The 17,737-nt window shown below is 59.3% G+C and carries 18 protein-coding genes; 7 read left to right on the plus strand and 11 right to left on the minus strand.

Annotated elements, in window-relative coordinates; translation table 11 throughout:
* Window positions 1-41 precede the first annotated feature (41 nt).
* Together P5706_RS06770 and rluB are read left to right on the plus strand one after the other, a co-directional pair.
* Window positions 42-233, plus strand: coding sequence for a DUF1289 domain-containing protein (locus P5706_RS06770; RefSeq protein ID WP_016973229.1), 192 nt, complete (start codon window positions 42-44; stop codon window positions 231-233).
* A 144-nt stretch (window positions 234-377) separates the two neighbouring features.
* Window positions 378-1,601, plus strand: coding sequence for a 23S rRNA pseudouridine(2605) synthase RluB (gene rluB / locus P5706_RS06775; protein WP_017139164.1), 1,224 nt, complete (start codon window positions 378-380; stop codon window positions 1,599-1,601).
* A 189-nt stretch (window positions 1,602-1,790) separates the two neighbouring features.
* Here the strand turns inward: rluB and P5706_RS06780 are convergent, their stop codons facing one another.
* On the minus strand, window positions 1,791-2,750 hold the full coding sequence (locus P5706_RS06780) for a CgnE/CgnB domain-containing protein (protein ID WP_285678823.1): 960 nt from the start codon (window positions 2,748-2,750) through the stop codon (window positions 1,791-1,793).
* Between the two features lie 73 nt (window positions 2,751-2,823).
* Entirely contained in the window at window positions 2,824-2,961 is a 138-nt protein-coding gene (locus P5706_RS06785; protein WP_003175756.1) for a hypothetical protein, read from the minus strand.
* Between the two features lie 647 nt (window positions 2,962-3,608).
* Here P5706_RS06785 and P5706_RS06790 point away from each other — a divergent pair.
* From P5706_RS06790 to arfB, 3 genes are all read left to right on the plus strand, one after another.
* Window positions 3,609-5,030: an amino acid permease gene (locus P5706_RS06790; RefSeq protein ID WP_285678824.1), complete on the plus strand. Its 1,422-nt coding sequence runs from the start codon at window positions 3,609-3,611 to the stop codon at window positions 5,028-5,030.
* 106 nt (window positions 5,031-5,136) lie between these two features.
* Window positions 5,137-5,820 carry a pentapeptide repeat-containing protein gene (locus P5706_RS06795; protein ID WP_200433849.1) on the plus strand — a complete coding sequence of 228 codons (684 nt, stop codon included), beginning with the start codon at window positions 5,137-5,139 and terminating at the stop codon, window positions 5,818-5,820.
* Window positions 5,821-5,832: 12 nt separating this feature from the next.
* Window positions 5,833-6,246, plus strand: a complete 414-nt coding sequence (gene arfB, locus P5706_RS06800) for an alternative ribosome rescue aminoacyl-tRNA hydrolase ArfB (RefSeq protein WP_200433850.1) — start codon at window positions 5,833-5,835, stop codon at window positions 6,244-6,246.
* On the opposite strand, the gene P5706_RS06805 is transcribed toward arfB, so the two are convergent.
* Both P5706_RS06805 and P5706_RS06810 read right to left on the minus strand, forming a co-directional pair.
* Entirely contained in the window at window positions 6,243-7,439 is a 1,197-nt protein-coding gene (locus P5706_RS06805) for an MFS transporter (protein ID WP_200433851.1), read from the minus strand. The genes arfB and P5706_RS06805 overlap by 4 nt on opposite strands.
* A gap of 103 nt (window positions 7,440-7,542) precedes the next feature.
* Entirely contained in the window at window positions 7,543-7,725 is a 183-nt protein-coding gene (locus P5706_RS06810; RefSeq protein ID WP_017139170.1) for a hypothetical protein, read from the minus strand.
* Window positions 7,726-7,920: 195 nt separating this feature from the next.
* On the opposite strand from P5706_RS06810, the gene P5706_RS06815 reads away from it, so the two are divergent.
* Window positions 7,921-8,298 carry a hypothetical protein gene (locus tag P5706_RS06815; protein ID WP_285682833.1) on the plus strand — a complete coding sequence of 126 codons (378 nt, stop codon included), beginning with the start codon at window positions 7,921-7,923 and terminating at the stop codon, window positions 8,296-8,298.
* 695 nt (window positions 8,299-8,993) lie between these two features.
* Here P5706_RS06815 and P5706_RS06820 read toward each other — a convergent pair.
* Entirely contained in the window at window positions 8,994-9,305 is a 312-nt protein-coding gene (locus P5706_RS06820; RefSeq protein WP_200434277.1) for an Mpo1-like protein, read from the minus strand.
* Window positions 9,306-9,466: 161 nt separating this feature from the next.
* Here P5706_RS06820 and P5706_RS06825 point away from each other — a divergent pair, with 161 nt between their 5' ends.
* The gene (locus P5706_RS06825; RefSeq protein ID WP_200434262.1) at window positions 9,467-10,525 is read left to right on the plus strand and encodes an AraC family transcriptional regulator; all 1,059 of its coding nucleotides are present in this window, start codon (window positions 9,467-9,469) and stop codon (window positions 10,523-10,525) included.
* Here the strand turns inward: P5706_RS06825 and P5706_RS06830 are convergent.
* The 6 genes from P5706_RS06830 to P5706_RS06855 form a co-directional block, all read right to left on the minus strand.
* Window positions 10,482-11,936: a TrkH family potassium uptake protein gene (locus P5706_RS06830; RefSeq protein ID WP_285678825.1), complete on the minus strand. Its 1,455-nt coding sequence runs from the start codon at window positions 11,934-11,936 to the stop codon at window positions 10,482-10,484. The genes P5706_RS06825 and P5706_RS06830 overlap by 44 nt on opposite strands.
* 249 nt (window positions 11,937-12,185) lie before the next feature.
* Window positions 12,186-13,529, minus strand: a complete 1,344-nt coding sequence (locus P5706_RS06835) for an imelysin family protein (RefSeq protein ID WP_200434263.1) — start codon at window positions 13,527-13,529, stop codon at window positions 12,186-12,188.
* A 127-nt stretch (window positions 13,530-13,656) separates the two neighbouring features.
* Window positions 13,657-15,708 (minus strand): putative bifunctional diguanylate cyclase/phosphodiesterase, encoded by a 2,052-nt coding sequence (locus P5706_RS06840; protein WP_200434264.1) that lies wholly within the window; start codon window positions 15,706-15,708, stop codon window positions 13,657-13,659.
* A gap of 218 nt (window positions 15,709-15,926) precedes the next feature.
* Window positions 15,927-16,214, minus strand: a complete 288-nt coding sequence (locus P5706_RS06845; protein WP_200434265.1) for a hypothetical protein — start codon at window positions 16,212-16,214, stop codon at window positions 15,927-15,929.
* A 148-nt stretch (window positions 16,215-16,362) separates the two neighbouring features.
* Entirely contained in the window at window positions 16,363-16,959 is a 597-nt protein-coding gene (locus P5706_RS06850; RefSeq protein WP_043049045.1) for a superoxide dismutase, read from the minus strand.
* 175 nt (window positions 16,960-17,134) lie between these two features.
* On the minus strand, window positions 17,135-17,737 hold the full coding sequence (locus P5706_RS06855) for a LysE/ArgO family amino acid transporter (protein WP_056858652.1): 603 nt from the start codon (window positions 17,735-17,737) through the stop codon (window positions 17,135-17,137).

Consider the following 17,737-nt stretch of genomic DNA (forward strand, 5'->3'; position numbering starts at 1 on the left):
CGATCGTTCCCATGCGGAGCGTGGGAACGAGAGTAGTATTGATGAGTTCAACCAAAGACCCCTGCATCAGCATCTGCAAATTCACCGACGACATTTGCGTCGGCTGTGGCCGCAGCAAGCGCGAAATCCGTGCCTGGAAGAAGCTCGACAAAGCCGACAAACGCACCGTTCTGGCCGAAGCCGAGCTGCGCCTGCTGGCCCTGGGCGCCACCGGTCGGCGGAAAAGCAAATGACTTGGGCCTTATCGACTAGTCTGTGATGCGAAACCCGCGCCATGCGCGTATGATTCGCGACCCTTTGCCGACCTATTCGGCCAAAGCCCCGCTTTCAATACTCTTCAGGCCACGCCTGAATCGACCCACCGGGAGGTGCTTAAGATGAACGACCAAGACCAGAACGACAGCCAGGAAATCGGCCCAGCAGGCGAAAAACTGCAAAAGGTGCTGGCGCGTATCGGCGTGGGCTCACGCCGCGACGTCGAAGCCTGGATCACCCAGAAGCGCATCAAGGTCAATGGCGTCGAGGCTACCCTCGGCCAGCGCGTCGACCTGCACGATGCAATCACCATTGATGGCAAAGTCATCAAGCGTGAAGAGGCCGCCGAATCGGTGCGCCGCGTGATCATGTACAACAAGCCCGACGGCGAGATCTGCACTCGTGACGACCCGGAAGGCCGTCCGACCGTGTTCGACAAGATGCCCAAGCCCAAGGAAGGCCGCTGGATCAATATCGGCCGCCTGGACATCAACACCACCGGCTTGCTGATGTTCACTACCGACGGTGAGCTGGCCAACCGCCTGATGCACCCGTCCTACGAGATGGACCGTGAGTACGCCGTGCGTGTACGCGGTGAAGTCGATGACGAGATGATCGAACGTCTCAAAGCTGGCGTGGTGCTGGAAGACGGCCCGGCCAAGTTCACCGACATCAAGCAGGCGCCCGGTGGTGAAGGTTTTAACCACTGGTACCACTGCGTGGTGATGGAAGGCCGTAACCGTGAAGTCCGTCGCCTGTGGGAATCCCAAGGCCTGGTGGTCAGCCGCCTGAAGCGCGTGCGTTTCGGCCCGGTGTTCCTCAACTCCGACCTGCCGATGGGCCGCTGGCGCGAAATGAGCCAGTACGAAGTCGACATCCTCAGCGCCGAAGTCGGCCTGACGCCGGTGGCCATGCCGCAGATGAACGCCAAGAGCAAAGACAAGCTTGAGCGTATGCAGCGTAAATCTTCGCGCCCTGTTGCGCGTACTGAGCGTGTTGCCCGCACACTGCGCCCGGCGCTGAATGCACCGGCAACCGGCGGTCGTATCTCGCGCGAGCCGCACATCGAAGGCGAGCGTCGCCCAACCGCGCCATCGCGTCAGGAAGGCGAGCGTGCGCCACGCACCCCGCGTCCTGCCCGTGGTGAAGCGCCAAGCGGTGGTCGTAGCAACCGTGGTGAAGCGGACCGCCCAGCGGACAACGCCAGCACCAAGCGCCCAGCCAAGCCAGCGGCGAACAAGCGCCCCGGCCCGAAACTGGTCGCCGACGAGCCGTCGGGCAAGCGCCGTGGTGCGCCGGCCGGTTCCGGTCAGCGTCCGGGTTTTGGTCGCAAGAAGCCGCAGTGATTTAACCGCTGCATAAAAAACGCCAACCTTAGGGTTGGCGTTTTTTTTGCCCTTGATTTGAAATGCTTTCAAGTGTGGGAGCTGGCTTGCCTGCGATGCAGACACCTTGGTTTACCAGGCAAACCGCATTGATGCTATCGCAGGCAAGCCAGCTCCTACAGGGATCCGCGTTGTTTCAACGAGGTGTGTTTAGAACGCAAATCTGCCATCAAACACCGGCTTGTCATCCAGCGCCAACACACCACTCTCAAAAATAAGATCCAGGTGATGGCTGCCTTTTTGCCCGCCGCCCAAGCCCAGGTGCAACCCGCAATGGCGCTCCTCAAAGCCGGCATTGCGCGCATATAAGTCTTTTACGCCTTCATTGGTGCCAATCCCCAATTCCTCCACACGCCGATTGGACGGGTTGGCATTCAGGTACTTGTTGAAGTCATCCGCCAACCCCGGCACGTCACTGGCCACGCTGCAAACCGTCGAGTTCTCGATCCACAGCTCCAGCGGTGATTGCAGCACGCCGTATTTGCGCGCAAACGGGATGGTGCTGAGGAAGGTGCCAACAAACCGCACCTGGCCATTGATGGCTTCGCTGTGGGTGGCGATTTCGCCTGGTGCCAGGTCGTGGTTGCCGACCCCGTTGATATTGGTCCATTTCTTGATGCTGCTCAGCGGCGCCTCAAGGCGTGAGCCGTGCTTGTCGGTAAAGCTCAGCACGTTGGCCTGGGACATACGCCGGATCAGCGTGGCGTTGAGGTCGGCGATGCGCTGTGGCTCGACGCTGAAAGTGTCGTAAAAATAGTCGCCATAATCCTTGAACAGCAGGGATTTCTTCCAGTGCTCGGCCATTACGCCTTGCAGGGCGCGGATAAAGTCCGGGCCTTCGGCGCGTGGGTTGGGCAGGGTCGAAGAGTCATACAGAAACAGGTACAGGTCGCAGGCTTCGATGGCGTTGGCCAGGGTGTCGCTGGGCGTGAGGTCCAGCCGCTGGCATTGGAAGTTGAAGCGTGCGGCGCTGCTATGGGTAATCGCTTCGGCGATGGCGTCGTAGCGCTCGGTATGGCCCAGCAACACAGTCGGGCGGCTCAGGCCGTTGAGTGCCGGATGGTGTGCGAGGTAGTAAAGAAAGTGTTCGACGGCGCGGGCCTTGTCCATGACGGGTGTCCTTCTGTGCCTTGGGTAAGGGGGCAGATGCAGTGCACTGCATCTGCCGGATGCCTGCCGGGTATTAGAAAGGCCACATCGCGGTGCCAAAGGGCACAACGGCATCGGCTTGCATCATTTCAACGGCGGCCTCATGGGTCGGCGCTTCAAACCAATCGTCGAGTTGCAGTTCGGTTTCCAGGTCGTTTTCCAGCGCTTGCATGGTGTATCTCCTAGAGGACGTTGTTTGAGAACGGCTTGCCAGCGGGCTTCGCTGGCAAGTGAATGAACCTAGGAGAGAGTGTTTCAAAATGCAAAATATTTATTGACACGGTTTCATTTGGATTTTTTCTTCTGTTTTTTCGGAGTGATTTTTTATCCAGAAAAAACAGCACATTGGCTGAACCGATTATTCAGATGCGCCTCACTGACAGCTTTCCGTTAGCTGACGAAAAAGTCTGGCTGTAACGCTGGCTTTCCGGGGTGTAACGATAGTTTTACGGGTTTGCCCCGACATTCCTGAGTGCCGTTGCGCTGTAAGGATTAGCTGACAGTTTGTCGCGTGCACTCTGTTGGGGCGTGCTGAAGCTGTCGAGCGGTGTACAATGCGCCGCGTTTTACTGTGACCCCCTTGCGTATCCACGCAAAAGGCCAAGACCTCAGGGTTTACCCACCCTGATCACTCCGTCCGGCCACGAGTCGGACGGGTTCGATTTCGTCACAGATAAAAACAAACAGGTGACGCATGACCGTTAGAAAGACGCTGTACTCCTGGTGCCTGCGCTGGGGTTTGAGCGGCGCTGCTTGAGTCGGTAATTCAAGGCAGCAGCCTGCATTCGATATTCTCAAACCTTGCGTGAGACCCTTTTCATGAGTGGACCCCAATCTTCTTCAGGCGAGCTGAAACGCGGCCTGAAAAATCGGCATATCCAGTTGATCGCCCTCGGTGGCGCCATCGGCACCGGCCTGTTCCTGGGCTCGGCCGGCGTGCTCAAGTCCGCCGGCCCATCGATGATCCTGGGTTATGCCATCTGCGGCTTCATCGCTTTCATGATCATGCGCCAGCTTGGCGAAATGATCGTCGAAGAGCCGGTCGCCGGTTCCTTCAGCCACTTTGCCCACAAGTACTGGGGCGGTTTCGCCGGCTTCCTGTCGGGCTGGAACTGCTGGATCCTGTACATCCTGGTGGGCATGTCGGAGCTGACGGCCGTCGGCAAGTACGTGCACTACTGGTGGCCGGAGATCCCGACCTGGGTCTCGGCCGCGGCATTTTTCGTGCTGATCAACGTGATTAACCTGGCTAACGTCAAAGTCTTCGGTGAAGCCGAATTCTGGTTCGCCATCATCAAGGTCGTGGCTATCGTCGGCATGATCGCCCTGGGCAGCTACCTGCTGGTCAGCGGCAGCGGCGGCCCGCAAGCCTCGGTGAGCAACCTGTGGGACCACGGCGGGTTCTTCCCCCATGGCGTCGGCGGTTTGGTGATGGCCATGGCGATCATCATGTTCTCGTTCGGCGGCCTGGAAATGCTGGGTTTTACCGCCGCTGAAGCCGACCAGCCACGCACCGTGATCCCCAAGGCGATCAATCAGGTGATCTACCGCATCCTGATTTTCTACATCGGCGCGCTGGTGGTGCTGCTGTCACTGACGCCATGGGACAGTTTGCTGGCGACCCTCAATGCGTCCGGCGATGCTTACAGCGGCAGCCCGTTCGTGCAGGTGTTTTCGATGCTGGGCAGCAATACTGCCGCGCATATCCTCAACTTCGTGGTACTGACTGCAGCGTTGTCGGTGTACAACAGCGGCACCTACTGCAACAGCCGCATGTTGCTGGGCATGGCCGAGCAGGGTGACGCGCCTAAAGCCTTGGCGAAAATCGACAAGCGTGGCGTGCCGGTGCGCTCGATTCTTGCGTCGGCGGCGGTCACTCTGGTGGCGGTGTTGATGAACTACTTTATCCCTCAGCACGCGCTGGAGTTGCTGATGTCGCTGGTGGTGGCCACCTTGGTGATCAACTGGGCGATGATCAGCTTCTCGCACCTCAAGTTCCGCCAGCACATGAACCGCAGCGGCCAAGTGCCGTTGTTCAAGGCGCTGTGGTATCCGTATGGCAACTTCATCTGCATAGCGTTTGTGGTGTTTATCCTCGGGACCATGCTGATGATTCCGGGTATTGACCGTTCGGTGTACGCGATTCCGGTATGGGTAGCGTTCATGTGGGTGTGTTACGTGATCAAAAACAAACGCAGTGCACAAGCAACCTTGGACACAGCGAGGGCGGTTGTAGAGTAGGACGCTTCCCGTAAACAGAAAACCCGGCGCCCTGCCGGGTTTTTTGTTGGCGAGGGCGGGTTAGACTCGCCCCCACCTTTTTCATCGAACCTTGCCCGGAGGCCCCATGCAGTACACCGATATCGACGGCGGCAGCTTGCAGCGCGATGATCTGGAAGACCTGATCAACCAGCACAGTGGGCCCTTGCGCTTGATTGGCGTTGACTTGAGCGGCGCCGATCTGTCGCGAATGGCGCTGGACCACTGGGTGTTCGAGCGCTGCATACTGGCACAGGCTTCCTTGCTGGGGTCGCGCCTGGAAGGCACGCAGTGGAAAAGCTGCCGCGCCGGTCATGCCGTGTTCGAGGCGGCAAACCTGCTTGAAGCGCAGTTCAACAGTTGCGACTTGAACAACACCCGCTGGCAGCGCAGCAAGCTGTCTCAAGCCAATTTCACGCAGTGCAAGCTGACCGGTGCCAACTTCACCCATTGCGCGTCGTTGGGCCTGAGCTTCAGTGAAAGTTTGCTTAACAGCGCGTTTTTATCCGGTTTGTCGTTTGCCCGAACCGTGCTTAATAACCTGGATTTTTCTGACAGCGACTTGTCGGATGCCGACTTTCGCAAGGCTGAACTGATCGACTGCAGCCTGGCCCATGCTCGCATCAACGGTGCCAATTTCGCCGGTGCCGACCTGCGGGGCGCTGATTTGAGCGGGTTTCGTCTCAATGATGCCAAACTGTTCAAAGGCGCTGTGATTTCCAAAGCCCAGGCGTCAATGTTGTTGTCCGAGTTGGGCTTGTCCGTAGCTTAAGGTTTTTGATTGATGCTGGTTATTTCCAACAACGTGCACTTGCCCGATGCCGAGATCGAGCTGACCGCCATTCGCGCTCAGGGCGCCGGTGGGCAGAACGTCAACAAAGTATCGAGCGCGGTGCACCTGCGGTTTGATATCCCGGCGTCGTCGCTGCCGGAGTTCTACAAAGAACGGTTGCTGGCGTTGCGTGACAGCCGTATCACCAGCGAAGGCGTGCTGGTGCTCAAGGCCCAGCAATACCGGACCCAGGAACAGAATCGCGCCGATGCGCTGGAGCGCTTGGTGGAGTTGATACTCAGCGCCACCAAGGTTGAGAAGAAGCGCCGTCCGACCAAACCCACACTCGGCTCGAAAAAGCGCCGGCTGGAATCCAAGACCAAGCGCGGCAATATCAAGGCTGGGCGCGGCAAGGTCGACTTCTAAGCGTCACGTGCCTCGCGCGCCTTGGGCGCTTGGCGGTACAAGTACACACTCAGCAGCAAGCCCCCGACGGCTGCGAGGGCGGCGAACAGGAAGATCGACGCAAAGCCGAAGCCTGCCGCCACCGCGCCCGCCAATGGGCCGGTGATCCCCAGCGACAAGTCGATAAACAGCGAGTACGCGCCTACCGCCGCACCACGGCTAGAGGCTGGCACCAGGTTGACGGCTTCCACGCCCAATGCCGGAAATACCAACGAAAAGCCAAACCCGCTCAACGCCGCACCGGCCAGCGCCCAGTGCGCGTCAGGCGCCAGCCACAGTAGCAGCAAGCCGAGAACCTCTACCGACAGGCAAGCAATTGCCACACGAAAGCCGCCGATCCGGTTGATCAAATTGCCGAACAGCAAGCGTGCGCCGATAAAACTGGCGCCGAACAGGCTGAGTGCCCACACCGCGTTGTCCCAGTTCTGGGTGGTGTAATACAGCGTGATAAACGTAGCGATAGTGCCGAAGCCGATTGAACCCAACGCCAATGCGCAGCCATGGGGCAGCACCCGGCCCAATACATTCATGAATGGCAGGCGCACGCCCACCACTATCGGCGCGGCTTCCTTGTTCCAGGCCAGCAGCAAGCCCAGCACCGCCAGCAAGATGATGCTGGCGCCCATGCTCCACAACCCGAATTGACTGACCAGCAGCACCCCGAGCGGCGCGCCAACGGCCAGCGCTCCGTAACTCGCGATGCCGTTCCACGAGATAACCTTGGCCGTGTTGGCGGCGCCAACCCGCCCGATGCCCCAACCGATTGCGCCAGAGCCCACCAGGCTTTCCGCGCTGCCCAGCACCAGCCGGCCTATCAGCAGGCTGACCAGGCTGACGCTCGGCAGGCTGGAAAACCACGCCGCCAGCAACATGAACACGCCGCTCAGGCCGCAACCGAACAAGCCGATCAGCACCGCGCGCTTGCTGCCCAGGTTATCGATGATTTTGCCGGCATACGGACGGCTCAGCAGCGTGGCCAGGTATTGCACGCTGATCACCAAGCCCGCGATAACCGCGCCATAGCCCAGTTGGCTATGCACATAGCCCGGCAATACGGCCAGGGGAATGCCGATATTGAGGTAGCCGATAAAGGTAAACAGCACGATGGAAACAACTTGCAGCGTGACCGCCATGGGGCGCTGGGTATCTGGCATGGGAGAGGTCCACCGTCGCAGCAGGTAAAGATAGGCTGCTAATGATACCGATGCTTTGGCTTGCGCAGGGCGGTAAAAAGCAAAACGTCAGCTCAAAAACACCTCAGGCTTGAGGTGGAGCCAGCATTTGCGTGGTCACCAGGGCGGCGAGGGCATTTTCCTGGGTGCCGAAACGCTTGAGCAGCAGGGCTTGTTTGTCGGCGCTGAGGCGGTTCCAGACTTCGATCATCTGCAAGGCAGCGTCCAGTACCGCGGCGTCTGGGGTGTCGGGGAGGGTGTCGGTCATGGCGGGGGTCTCGGTGATTCAGGCAGTGTGGAAAGCGCTGAAGGTGCGCTTTCCACACGGTCTGGTACGGCGTCAGTCCTGGCTTTTGCTGTCGACTGGTTGTGCTTCTTTGGCCTCAGGCTGCTTGTCACTGGCCTGCTGCGGTGTTGGCTGCTCAGTTGGGTGCAGGCTTGGGAAGGGGAGATTAGGTATCTCGTGCATCGTCGTCGCTCCTCGCAAGATCTGTTTTATCAATCGCAGGTGATTCCGCGCTCTCAAAAAGCCTTGGCAGGATACAGCACTGAAAATGACAAAAAGAATTTTATGTGGGTGGATGTACGAATTTTCATTTTTTTGCGCAAGTGGCATGGGGTCGCAGGGTGGGTGGCTGTTGGGTTTGGGGGCATATCCGTTATTTGGGTGATGGCTGATATTGGTTCCGCTCTTACAGCGGGTCACTTTTGTAAAGACACAAAAGTAACCAAAAAGTCTTCGTCCCAACACTCGGTGCCTCGCTTAGGCTCGGCATGCCCGCAATCCGCCAGTGATTTGGGGGGGCGCCGCGATGGGCCATCCTTGGCCCAGCGCGGCTAAACCGGCATCCCTGCCGGTTTACCCCCCAAATCACTGTCGAATTCCGGCCATCGTGTTTAACGGGGCGATTTCAGATCAAGATCAAAAGCGCAGATCAAAAGACCGCTGACTTCGTCATCGAAAAGGATGTAAGGGCCGGAGCAACAGCAACAGCAAAGCCATACTCGGTCTAATGTGGGAGCTGGCTTGTCGAATCGTCGCACCGCTGCGATGGCATCAACTCGGTGTGCCTGATGTACCGAGGTGTCTGCATCGCAGGCAAGCCAGCTCCCACAGAAAAGCAGCTCTTCAGTGTATGTAAATCTGCTTTTCGCTTTTGATCTAACCACTCAGGTCGGCTTTCAGGCCGCCGTGCTGTAGATCTTGATCTTGATCTGCTTTTGATTTTGATCTGAGGCGCCCCGTTAACCACGATGGCCGAACGCAGGCTTGAATCCGTGGGTAACCCGGCAGGACGCCGGGTTAGCCGCGCTGGGCCAAGGATGGCCCATCGCGGCGGCCCACGGATTCAAGCCGGAGTGAGGGCACACCGAGCCTAGGCGAGGTGCCGAGTGGTGGGGCGAAGACTTTTTGGTTACTTTTGTGTCTTTACAAAAGTGACCCGCCGTAAGGGCGGAACCCTAAGCCGCCGTTACCGCAGCAACGGATATGTACTCATCGGCCCCCCAAAAACCCACAAAAACCCCGCAGACACCTCAAAAAGGCACCTTCCCCAAAATCATGTCGCGATACATCACAAAATCCCCCAACAAACTGTAAAACGGATGTTGAAACGTCGCCGGCCGGTTCTTTTCGAAGAAGAAGTGCCCGATCCAGGCAAAGGTGTACCCGGCGACCGGTAGGGCCAGCAGCAACCCTATTGAGCCACGGCCAATGGCATAGGCCAGAATCCCAATCACCAAAGTGGTGCCGATAAAGTGCAGCCGCCGACAGGTGCTGTTGGCATGCTCACTCAAGTAGTAAGGGTAAAACTCAGCGAAGCTGTTGAATTGTTTAGCATTTTCCACAGTGTTCGGCCCTTGGGTGGTAATGCCGCCCAACAGATGTTCGGCGGGGAGCTTATTTGAGTCTAGAGTGATCAGTGGTAACAGCCAGTGACAATAGATGCCACTTTAGTATCCTTGGCTTCCTGGCTGCCGTTTAAGCCTGCCTTTTTCAAGAAGACGCCATGAGCGAACGAACAACTTCTGCAAGCTGGGCAATGGGCATCGTCAAGGCATTGGAAATGGACGGCCTGGATTGCCGTGTCTTGTTCAAGCAACTGGGCCTGGACTACGCCGCCCTCAGTGACCCCGACGCACGTTTTGCGCAAGACTCCATGACCCGGCTGTGGCAACGCGCTGTCGAGCTGTCAGGCAACCCCGCGATTGGCCTGAACATGGGCAAGGTAGTGCGCCCGGCGTCGTTTCATGTGGCCGGTTACGCCCTGATGTCCAGTAACACCCTGGCCGAAGGTTTTATGCGCCTGGTGCGTTACCAACGCATCATCGCCGAAAGCGCCGACCTGAGTTTTCGCCTGTTACCCGAAGGCTATGCGCTGATTCTGACGGTGCATGGCGATCACCTGCCGCCGACTCGACAAAGCGCCGAAGCTTCGCTGGCCAGTGCCCTGGCCTTGTGCGGCTGGCTGACCGGCCGCACCCTGCAGCCGCGCAAGGTGGTGCTGCAAGGCGATCAACCGGCCGACCTGGCGCCCTATAAGCAGGTCTTCCACGCGCCGATGGAGTTCAATGCGCCTTACGATGCGCTGATTTTCGAGCAGGCCGACATGGATGCGCCGCTGCCGACTGCCAACGAGGCCATGGCGTTACTGCATGATCGGTTTGCCGGCGAATACCTGGCGCGGTTTTCCGAGAGCCGCGTGACCCACAAGGCGCGTCAGGTGCTGTGCCGCTTGCTGCCCCAAGGCGAGCCCAAGCGCGAAGTGGTGGCGCAAACCCTGCACCTGTCCCAGCGCACATTGCAGCGGCGTTTGCAGGAGGAGGGCACCAGTTTCCAGACGCTGCTTGACGACACGCGTCGCGAACTTGCCGAGCAGTACTTGGCGCAGCCGAGCATGACCTTGCTGGAAATTGCCTACCTGTTGGGCTTTGCCGACCCGAGCAATTTCTTTCGCGCGTTTCGCCGCTGGTTTGATGCCACGCCCGGTGAATACCGGGCGCGGTTGCTGCAAGTATCGACGGTCAGTGGCGCCAAAACGCCGGAATGCACAGAACAAACACTGTAATAATTTCCAGCCTTCCCAACAGCATGCCGAATGACAAGATCCACTTGGCCGCATCCGGCAGGCTGGCGAAGTTACCGGCCGGGCCGATGGTTTCGCCAAGGCCTGGGCCGACGCCGGACACGGTGCTGGCGGCGCCGGTCAAAGCGGTCATCCAGTCCAGCCCCAGCAGCGACAGGGCCAGCGCAATGGCGCAGATGGTAATAGCGAAGAAAAACGAAAAGGTCAGGATCGAGCGCACGATCTCTTCGTCGAGACGGTGGCCGTTGTACTTCTGCTTGATCACTGCGCGAGGGTGGATCAACTGGTTCAAGTTGGCCTTGAGCAGGATATAGGCGACCTGGAACCGGAAGATCTTGATCCCACCCGCCGTCGAGCCCGAACAGCCGCCAATAAAACCCAGGTAAAAGAACAGCATCAGCGAGAAATTACCCCACAGGCTGTAGTCCCCCAGCGCAAAGCCGGTGGTGGTCACCACCGAGGTAACGTTCAGGGCGACATGGCGCAGGGCGTCGAGCCAATGCAAATTGGTGGTCCACCAGTACCAGGTGCCGAGTACCAGCCACGTCACGATCAGCAAACCGAGCAAGCCTTGCACCTGCTGATCCTTGATCAGCGCACGGCGGTTGCCACGCAAGGTGGCCACATACAGGGTAAACGGCAAGCTGCCGAGGATCATCACCACCACCGCTACCCAGTGCACCGCTGGCTGTTTCCAGTGGGCCAGGGATTCATCGGAGGTGGAAAACCCACCGGTGGAAATCGCTGACATCGCATGGTTGATCGCATCAAACAAGCCCATGCCGGCCCACCAGAACGCCAGGCTGCCCAGGATGGTGATGCCCACATAAGCCGCCACGATCAGGCGCGCCACCATGTGCGAGCGCGGCATGACTTTTTCTGAGCGGTCCGAGGATTCGGTCTGGAACAGGCGCATGCCACCAACGCGCAGCAGCGGCAGGATCGCCACCGCCATGCCGATAAAGCCGATGCCGCCCAGCCAGTGCAGCAACGAGCGCCACATCAGGATGCCGGGGGACATGCTGTCCAGCCCGCTCAGCACAGTGGAACCGGTGGCGGTGATGCCCGACATGCTTTCAAAGAACGAGTCGGTGTAGCTGATGTGCTGGGTCAGCAGAAACGGCAGCGCAGCGAAGATGCACACCACCAGCCAGCTGGTGACGGTCAGCAGGTACATGTCCCGGGGCCGCAGGTGTACGTGTTCAGGGCGGCCGGGGATGACCAGCGCCAGGCCGGCCAGGAAGGTGATCATGCTGGCCCACAGGAACGAGGGCAGGTCGCTGGTGCGTTCGAAGATCACCAGGGTGGCCATCGGGATGACCATGGCGATCGCGAGGGTGATCAGGAAGATGCCGATGATGAAACCGATGATGCGTAGGGTCGGCAACGCCATGAAGAAAGCTCGGGTTTTGAGAGAGTGGCGCCATTCTACCTGCGGTGCAGGTCTTGTAAACCGAGGTGTACAAGGCGATGCAGTTCGATTGTGGGAGCTGGCTTGCCTGCGATGGCGACCTGTCATCCAGCCGCTCTGTTGCTGACCCACCGCTATCGCAGGCAAGCCAGCTCCCACCTGGGGCATGGGCGGTCGACAGAGCGTACAAAAAAGGCGACCCGAAGGTCGCCTTATTCAGCGCAGGATCAATCAGAACTCGTGATCAGCGTTATCCGGGTTCAAATCACTGATGCCCAGCTTGCCCGCGGCGGTTTCGATCGCGCCGGTCTGCTTGACCAGTGCCGCAATCGCGTCACGCACGATCTGGTTGCCCTTGTCGTTACCGGCAGCGATCAGTTGGTCGTAGTGCTCACCGGCGTTGGCCTGGTCAACCATGACCTGGATCTTGGCTTCGGTCGACGCCAGGTCGGCCTTAAGGGCCGAGTCGGCGGCTGGATCGGCCTTGGCCACCAGCGACGACAGGCTTGGGCCGGTCATCTTGGTGCCGTCGGTGCGGGTGTACTCGCCCAGGTAGACGTTGCGGATGCCCTTGGCGTCGTAGAAGTGCGAGTTGTGGGTGTTGTCGCTGAAGCAGTCCTGTTCGTCTTCCGGCGAGTTGGCTTCCAGGGACACCTTCATGCGCTCACCGGCCAGTTCGCCCAGGGACAGGCTGCCCATGCCGAACAACATTTTGCGCAGGCCGTCGGTGGCAGGTTCTGCTTCCAGGGTGGCGCGGTAGTTGTCGTCAACCTTGGGTTTCCAGTTGCCGACCATTTCTTCCAGGTCGCTGACCAGCAGTTGGGTCACAGCGCGCAGGTAAGTGCGACGGCGCTCGTTGTTACCGCCGGTGGCACCGTCGCCGGTCATGTAGTCGGATGCCGGGCGGTTGCCTGCACCTGGGCCGGTGCCGTTGAGGTCTTGGCCCCAGAGCAGGAATTCGATGGCGTGGTAGCCGGTGGCGACGTTGGCTTCGGAACCGCCCAGCTCATTGAGGCTGGCGAGTTTTTCCGGGGTGATCTCCTTGACGTCGACCTTGTCTTCGCCCACCTGGATCTCGGTGTTGGCGATGATGTTGGCGTTGGCGCCTGGGTTACCCAGCGCGTGCTCGTAGGATTTGTCTACGTAGTCGATCAGGCCTTCGTCCAGGGGCCAGGCGTTCACCTGGCCTTCCCAGTCGTCGATGATGGTGTTGCCGAAACGGAACACTTCGCTCTGCAGGTACGGCACACGGGCTGCGATCCAGGCGGTGCGGGCGGCTTTGAGGGTGTCGTCGCTCGGGTTGGCGAGGAAGGTGTCGATTGCGGTTTGCAGGGTCTTCGCGGTGGATTCGGCGTCGCTGTACACCGCGAATACCATGTCGGCGTAATGCGCGACAACGGCCTTGGCGGCGGCTTCGTCGACCTGGCCGGCAGGTGTGGCAGCCGCTGGAGCGGTAGTGCTGGCAGCCGGGGTCGGCGCTTGAGGCGCGGCAGCCTTGTCTTTACCTTCGCCGCAACCGGCGAGAGAAATGGCAATGGCCAGCAGACTGGCGGTGGCCAGGGGCATACGAATCATGGCGAACATCCTGCTTCGGTTGTTTATAGGGCGCGCGGGGGAGCGCAAAAACTGCGACATAATGCGAAAGATTTGCATTTTGTGTAAAGGTTTATGCGAGGGAAATATTTAGTATCGATTTGTCGGTTCAGAGAATCGCCGCGTTGTTGCGCTCGGACTGTTTCAAAAACGCCGCCAGCTCACGGGCCTGCAGCGGTTTGCTGTAGTGGTAGCCCTGGCCCTCGTGGCAGCCTTCGGAAATGATGTAGGCCTCCTGCTCGGCGGTTTCCACGCCCTCGGCAATCACCTGCATGCCCAGGCTTTTGCCCAGTTGGATGATGGCGCGCACGATGGTTGCGTCGTCGTCATCATCCAGCAGGTCCTGGACGAAGCTCTTGTCGATCTTGATCTTGTCCAGCGGCAGGCTCTTGAGGTAGCTCAGGGATGAATAGCCGGTGCCGAAGTCATCAATCGCGATCAACGCCCCGGAGCGCCGCAGGCTCAGCAAGTGTTGGGCGGCGGTGCTGATGTCTTCCATCAGGCCGGTCTCGGTGACTTCCAGTTCCAGGCTGCGCGGTGGCAGACGGTAGATCTGCATCAAGTTGTTGACCACCCGCGGCAGCTCGGTGTGGTGCAACTGCACGGTGGACAGGTTGACCGCCATGCGCAGCTCGGTGAAGCCCAGGTCATGCCATTCGCGCAATTGTCGGCAAGCCTGGTCCAGCACCCATTCGCCAATCGCAATAATAGTGCCGTTCTGTTCCGCCAGCGGGATGAACAGGTCCGGCGGCACCAGGCCGTGTTCCGGGTGCTGCCAGCGAATCAGCGCCTCCACGCCCACCACGCGGTGGTCGCGGTAGCTGATCTGCGGCTGGTAGACCAAGTGGAACTGGTCGCGGCTCAGGGCATCGCGCAGGTCTTTTTCGAGTTCGCGGCGGCGGCGCATTTCGCTGTCGACGCTGGCGATATAGAACTGATAACGGTTGCGCGAGCGGCTTTTGGCCAGGGTCATGGTCTGTTCGGCTTTTTGCAGCAGCTTCTCGGTGCTGTCGCCATCTTCCGGGAACAGGGTGATGCCGATGGTGGCGCGCAGGCGGATCTGGTCCTGGTCGAGGGCGAATTCGGCTTCCAGGTCATCGAGGATACTTTGCGCCAGCTCGGCGGCCTCGTAAGGCTGGTCGATATCGGCCTGCACCAGTGCAAACTGGTCGCCGCCCAAGCGGGCGAGAGCGCCAAGGCGGCCGCTGTGGGCGCGTAGCCGGTCGGCCAGGGCCAGCAGCAATTTGTCGCCCGCCTGATAGGTGAACTGTTCGTTGACGCTTTTGAAGTCGTCCAGCCCTACGCACAGCACCGCCACCCGACGCTGCCGGCGGCCGGCGTCGGTGAGGATCTTGTCCAGTTGTTCCTGCAGCTTCTGACGGTTAGGCAGGCCAGTAAGAAAGTCGTACTGGGCCATGCGCAAAAGGCTCGATTCCGCTTCATGCCGCAGGTGCGTATTGCGTTCGATGGACTCGAGCAGCTGGTTGGCGGTGTTGATCCACAGCCCCAGTTCGTTGCGTTCATGGCCCTTGAGCTGGGGGATCTTGTGTTCGCTGGGGCGGTCCGGGTTGATCGAGGTCAAGTGCTCGATAATCCGCGACAGCGGCTTGGTCAAAAGCCAGTGATACACCAGGTACAGCACCAGGCCCATGGCCAGAGCGCGCAGCACGCCGGAAATAAATATGATCACCGAGCTGACAATAAAGCCTTTGCCGTAGGTGGCGGTGTCAAGGGTAATGCTCAGGTCACCGTAATACTCGCTGTAAGGCCCTTTGCCGACCAAGGCAGTGGTGAAGGTGCGTTCCTGGCCAAGAATCAGGTCGGTCAACCAGCGGGTGGAGGACTGCTGCAAGGCGCGGCTTTTTTCCGCCAGCATGGTTTCGTTGGGGTGGCCGATGGAGGCCATGCGCACGGCGTCGTCCTGAAACAGGCCTTCGATGACCTGCATGCCCATCTCACGGTCCAGGCTGTAGACAGCCTGGGTCGAGGGGTCGCGAAACATGTCGAGGATCCGCTGGGCATCACTGGCCACGGCCTGGCGCGTCTTGTAGGCATCAAACACAATCTGCGCAACGCTCAGTGCGACGCCCACGATCAATGCCGAGAGCAGCACAACCCGGAGCAACTTCACCGACAAGCTGTTTTTGAGTTCCAGCTTCAAAGGGTCATTCCTTGTTCCATGCGGGTAGCCTCAATATGCCATGAGTATTGGCAATCTCGTGATGGCAGTCAAAGGAACATTAGGGCATCGGCTGGTGTGAGAACGAACTTGAGGCGGGGCGATGGATCTGGGGCGAGTGGCAAGGCGGATTTAAGTCCGCCTGCCGTTGACAGCGCCCTTGGCTCACAAACAGCGCTTATGGCCGGCGCTGTCCATTTTTAAGCGGCTTTGGAACAGGAACTGGCGCTGATGCTGATGTGGTTTGTCGCACTGCTACTGGAGTTCGAGAAGTTCACTTGATTTTTGTTGTGCATTTGCTCGTGAGCGATTTTGTCTTTTTCGCAGCCATTTTCCTTACCACCGCCAACGCCACCGCCACCGCCTTTATTCGATTGCGATTTGGCCATTTGAGCACCCATTTTAACGAGTTCAGTGCCCATTTTTAATGCTTCGCCAACAAGGCCCATGGCTGGGCCAGCGAGACCAGCTAATGCTCCAATGGTCATATGTAAAATCTCCGACAGGTAAGAGAGGCGAATTCCTCACTGACTACGTGGCAAGATCTGCGCACTGAGTTCCAAGGACCTGAGCACAATTGACGGTCCACAAAAAAGCCCGGCAAATAGCCGGGCTTTCTCTTACAGCAAGCGGTACTTATGCAGTAAAGGCCTTGCCTTCAAACTGCTCAGCCACGAACTTCCAGTTGACCAGGTTCCAGAACGCTTCCACATACTTTGGACGCACGTTGCGGTAGTCGATGTAGTAGGCGTGTTCCCAGACGTCGCAGGTCAGCAGCGGGGTGTCGCCGCTGGTCAGCGGGTTGCCGGCGCCGATGGTGCTGGCCAGGGCCAGGGAACCGTCAGCTTTTTTCACCAGCCAGCCCCAACCGGAACCGAAGGTGCCGACGGACGTCTTGGTGAACTCTTCCTTGAACTTGTCGAACGAACCGAAGGCTGCGTTGATGGCCTCAGCCAGCGCGCCGGTAGGTTGGCCGCCGGCGTTTGGCGCCAGGCAGTTCCAGTAGAAAGTGTGGTTCCAGACCTGAGCGGCGTTGTTGAAGATGCCGCCCGAAGAAGACTTGACGATTTCTTCCAGGGTCTTGCCTTCGAACTCGGTGCCAGGCACCAGGTTGTTCAGGTTCACGACGTAGGTGTTGTGGTGCTTGTCGTGGTGGTATTCCAAGGTTTCCTTGGAAATGTGCGGCTGCAGGGCATCGTGTGCATAAGGCAGCGGCGGCAATTCGAAAGCCATGATGATTCTCCTAATCAGGTCAGTTGCGGTGAGCGCAAGGCCGATCACGGGCGGCCAAACAAGCGCCGGGGAGTTTGTACTCTTTGCGGCGCAGGGTCCGGATCATAGCACCGGGGGTGCGGCAAAACCACGCAACAACTGTGTGGGATAGAGGTTCCAGAGCGTTTTGGAATATTCATCCGGCACTGATCAATTGGTAGGCGACGCTGAACATCATCACCGCAACCAGAAGGTCGAGCAGACGCCAGGTCGCCGGGCGTGCCAGCCAAGGCGCCAACCACGCCGCGCCAAGTGCCAGGGTGGCGAACCACAGGAACGAAGCGCTGGCAGCACCAGCGACATACGCGCCGGGCTCGGTCTGTTGTGCGCCCAGTGAGCCGATCAGCAGCACGGTGTCCAAGTACACATGGGGATTGAGCAGCGTTACCGCCAAGGCACTGAGCAGCACGGCGCGCAATGAGCGTACCTTGAGGTTGGCCCCTTGTTCCAGACTTTGTCGGGAACACGCCCGGCGCAACGCCAAGGTGCCGTACCACAACAGGAACGCCGCGCCGCCCCAGCGGGCAATGGCCAGCAGCAGTGGGTTTTGCGCCAGTACGGTGGCCAGGCCGAATACCCCGAGCGCCACCAGAATTGCATCACACACGATGCACAGCGCCGCCACCGGCAAGTGGTGTTCACGGCGCAGGCTTTGCGCCAATACAAACGCGTTCTGGGTGCCGATCGCCATGATCAGGCCAAGAGCCACCAGCAGCCCGTTTACATAACTTTGCCACAT

The sequence above is a fragment of the Pseudomonas sp. ChxA genome, assembly GCF_030263855.1.
Classification (GTDB): Bacteria; Pseudomonadota; Gammaproteobacteria; order Pseudomonadales; family Pseudomonadaceae; genus Aquipseudomonas; species Aquipseudomonas fluorescens_CB.

Bases quoted from the DNA above. Each gene is read 5' to 3' on its own strand.
- P5706_RS06810 (WP_017139170.1), bottom strand. From the start codon at position 7,725: ATGACCGACACCCTCCCCGACACCCCAGACGCCGCGGTACTGGACGCT.
- P5706_RS06825 (WP_200434262.1), top strand. From the start codon at position 9,467: ATGAGCGAACGAACAACTTCTGCAAGCTGGGCAATGGGCATCGTCAAG.
- P5706_RS06850 (WP_043049045.1), bottom strand. From the start codon at position 16,959: ATGGCTTTCGAATTGCCGCCGCTGCCTTATGCACACGATGCCCTGCAG.
- P5706_RS06805 (WP_200433851.1), bottom strand. From the start codon at position 7,439: ATGCCAGATACCCAGCGCCCCATGGCGGTCACGCTGCAAGTTGTTTCC.
- P5706_RS06770 (WP_016973229.1), top strand. From the start codon at position 42: ATGAGTTCAACCAAAGACCCCTGCATCAGCATCTGCAAATTCACCGAC.
- P5706_RS06845 (WP_200434265.1), bottom strand. From the start codon at position 16,214: ATGACCATTGGAGCATTAGCTGGTCTCGCTGGCCCAGCCATGGGCCTT.
- P5706_RS06795 (WP_200433849.1), top strand. From the start codon at position 5,137: ATGCAGTACACCGATATCGACGGCGGCAGCTTGCAGCGCGATGATCTG.
- P5706_RS06785 (WP_003175756.1), bottom strand. From the start codon at position 2,961: ATGCAAGCGCTGGAAAACGACCTGGAAACCGAACTGCAACTCGACGAT.
- rluB (WP_017139164.1), top strand. From the start codon at position 378: ATGAACGACCAAGACCAGAACGACAGCCAGGAAATCGGCCCAGCAGGC.
- P5706_RS06780 (WP_285678823.1), bottom strand. From the start codon at position 2,750: ATGGACAAGGCCCGCGCCGTCGAACACTTTCTTTACTACCTCGCACAC.
- arfB (WP_200433850.1), top strand. From the start codon at position 5,833: ATGCTGGTTATTTCCAACAACGTGCACTTGCCCGATGCCGAGATCGAG.
- P5706_RS06855 (WP_056858652.1), bottom strand. From the start codon at position 17,737: ATGTGGCAAAGTTATGTAAACGGGCTGCTGGTGGCTCTTGGCCTGATC.
- P5706_RS06830 (WP_285678825.1), bottom strand. From the start codon at position 11,936: ATGGCGTTGCCGACCCTACGCATCATCGGTTTCATCATCGGCATCTTC.
- P5706_RS06790 (WP_285678824.1), top strand. From the start codon at position 3,609: ATGAGTGGACCCCAATCTTCTTCAGGCGAGCTGAAACGCGGCCTGAAA.
- P5706_RS06835 (WP_200434263.1), bottom strand. From the start codon at position 13,529: ATGATTCGTATGCCCCTGGCCACCGCCAGTCTGCTGGCCATTGCCATT.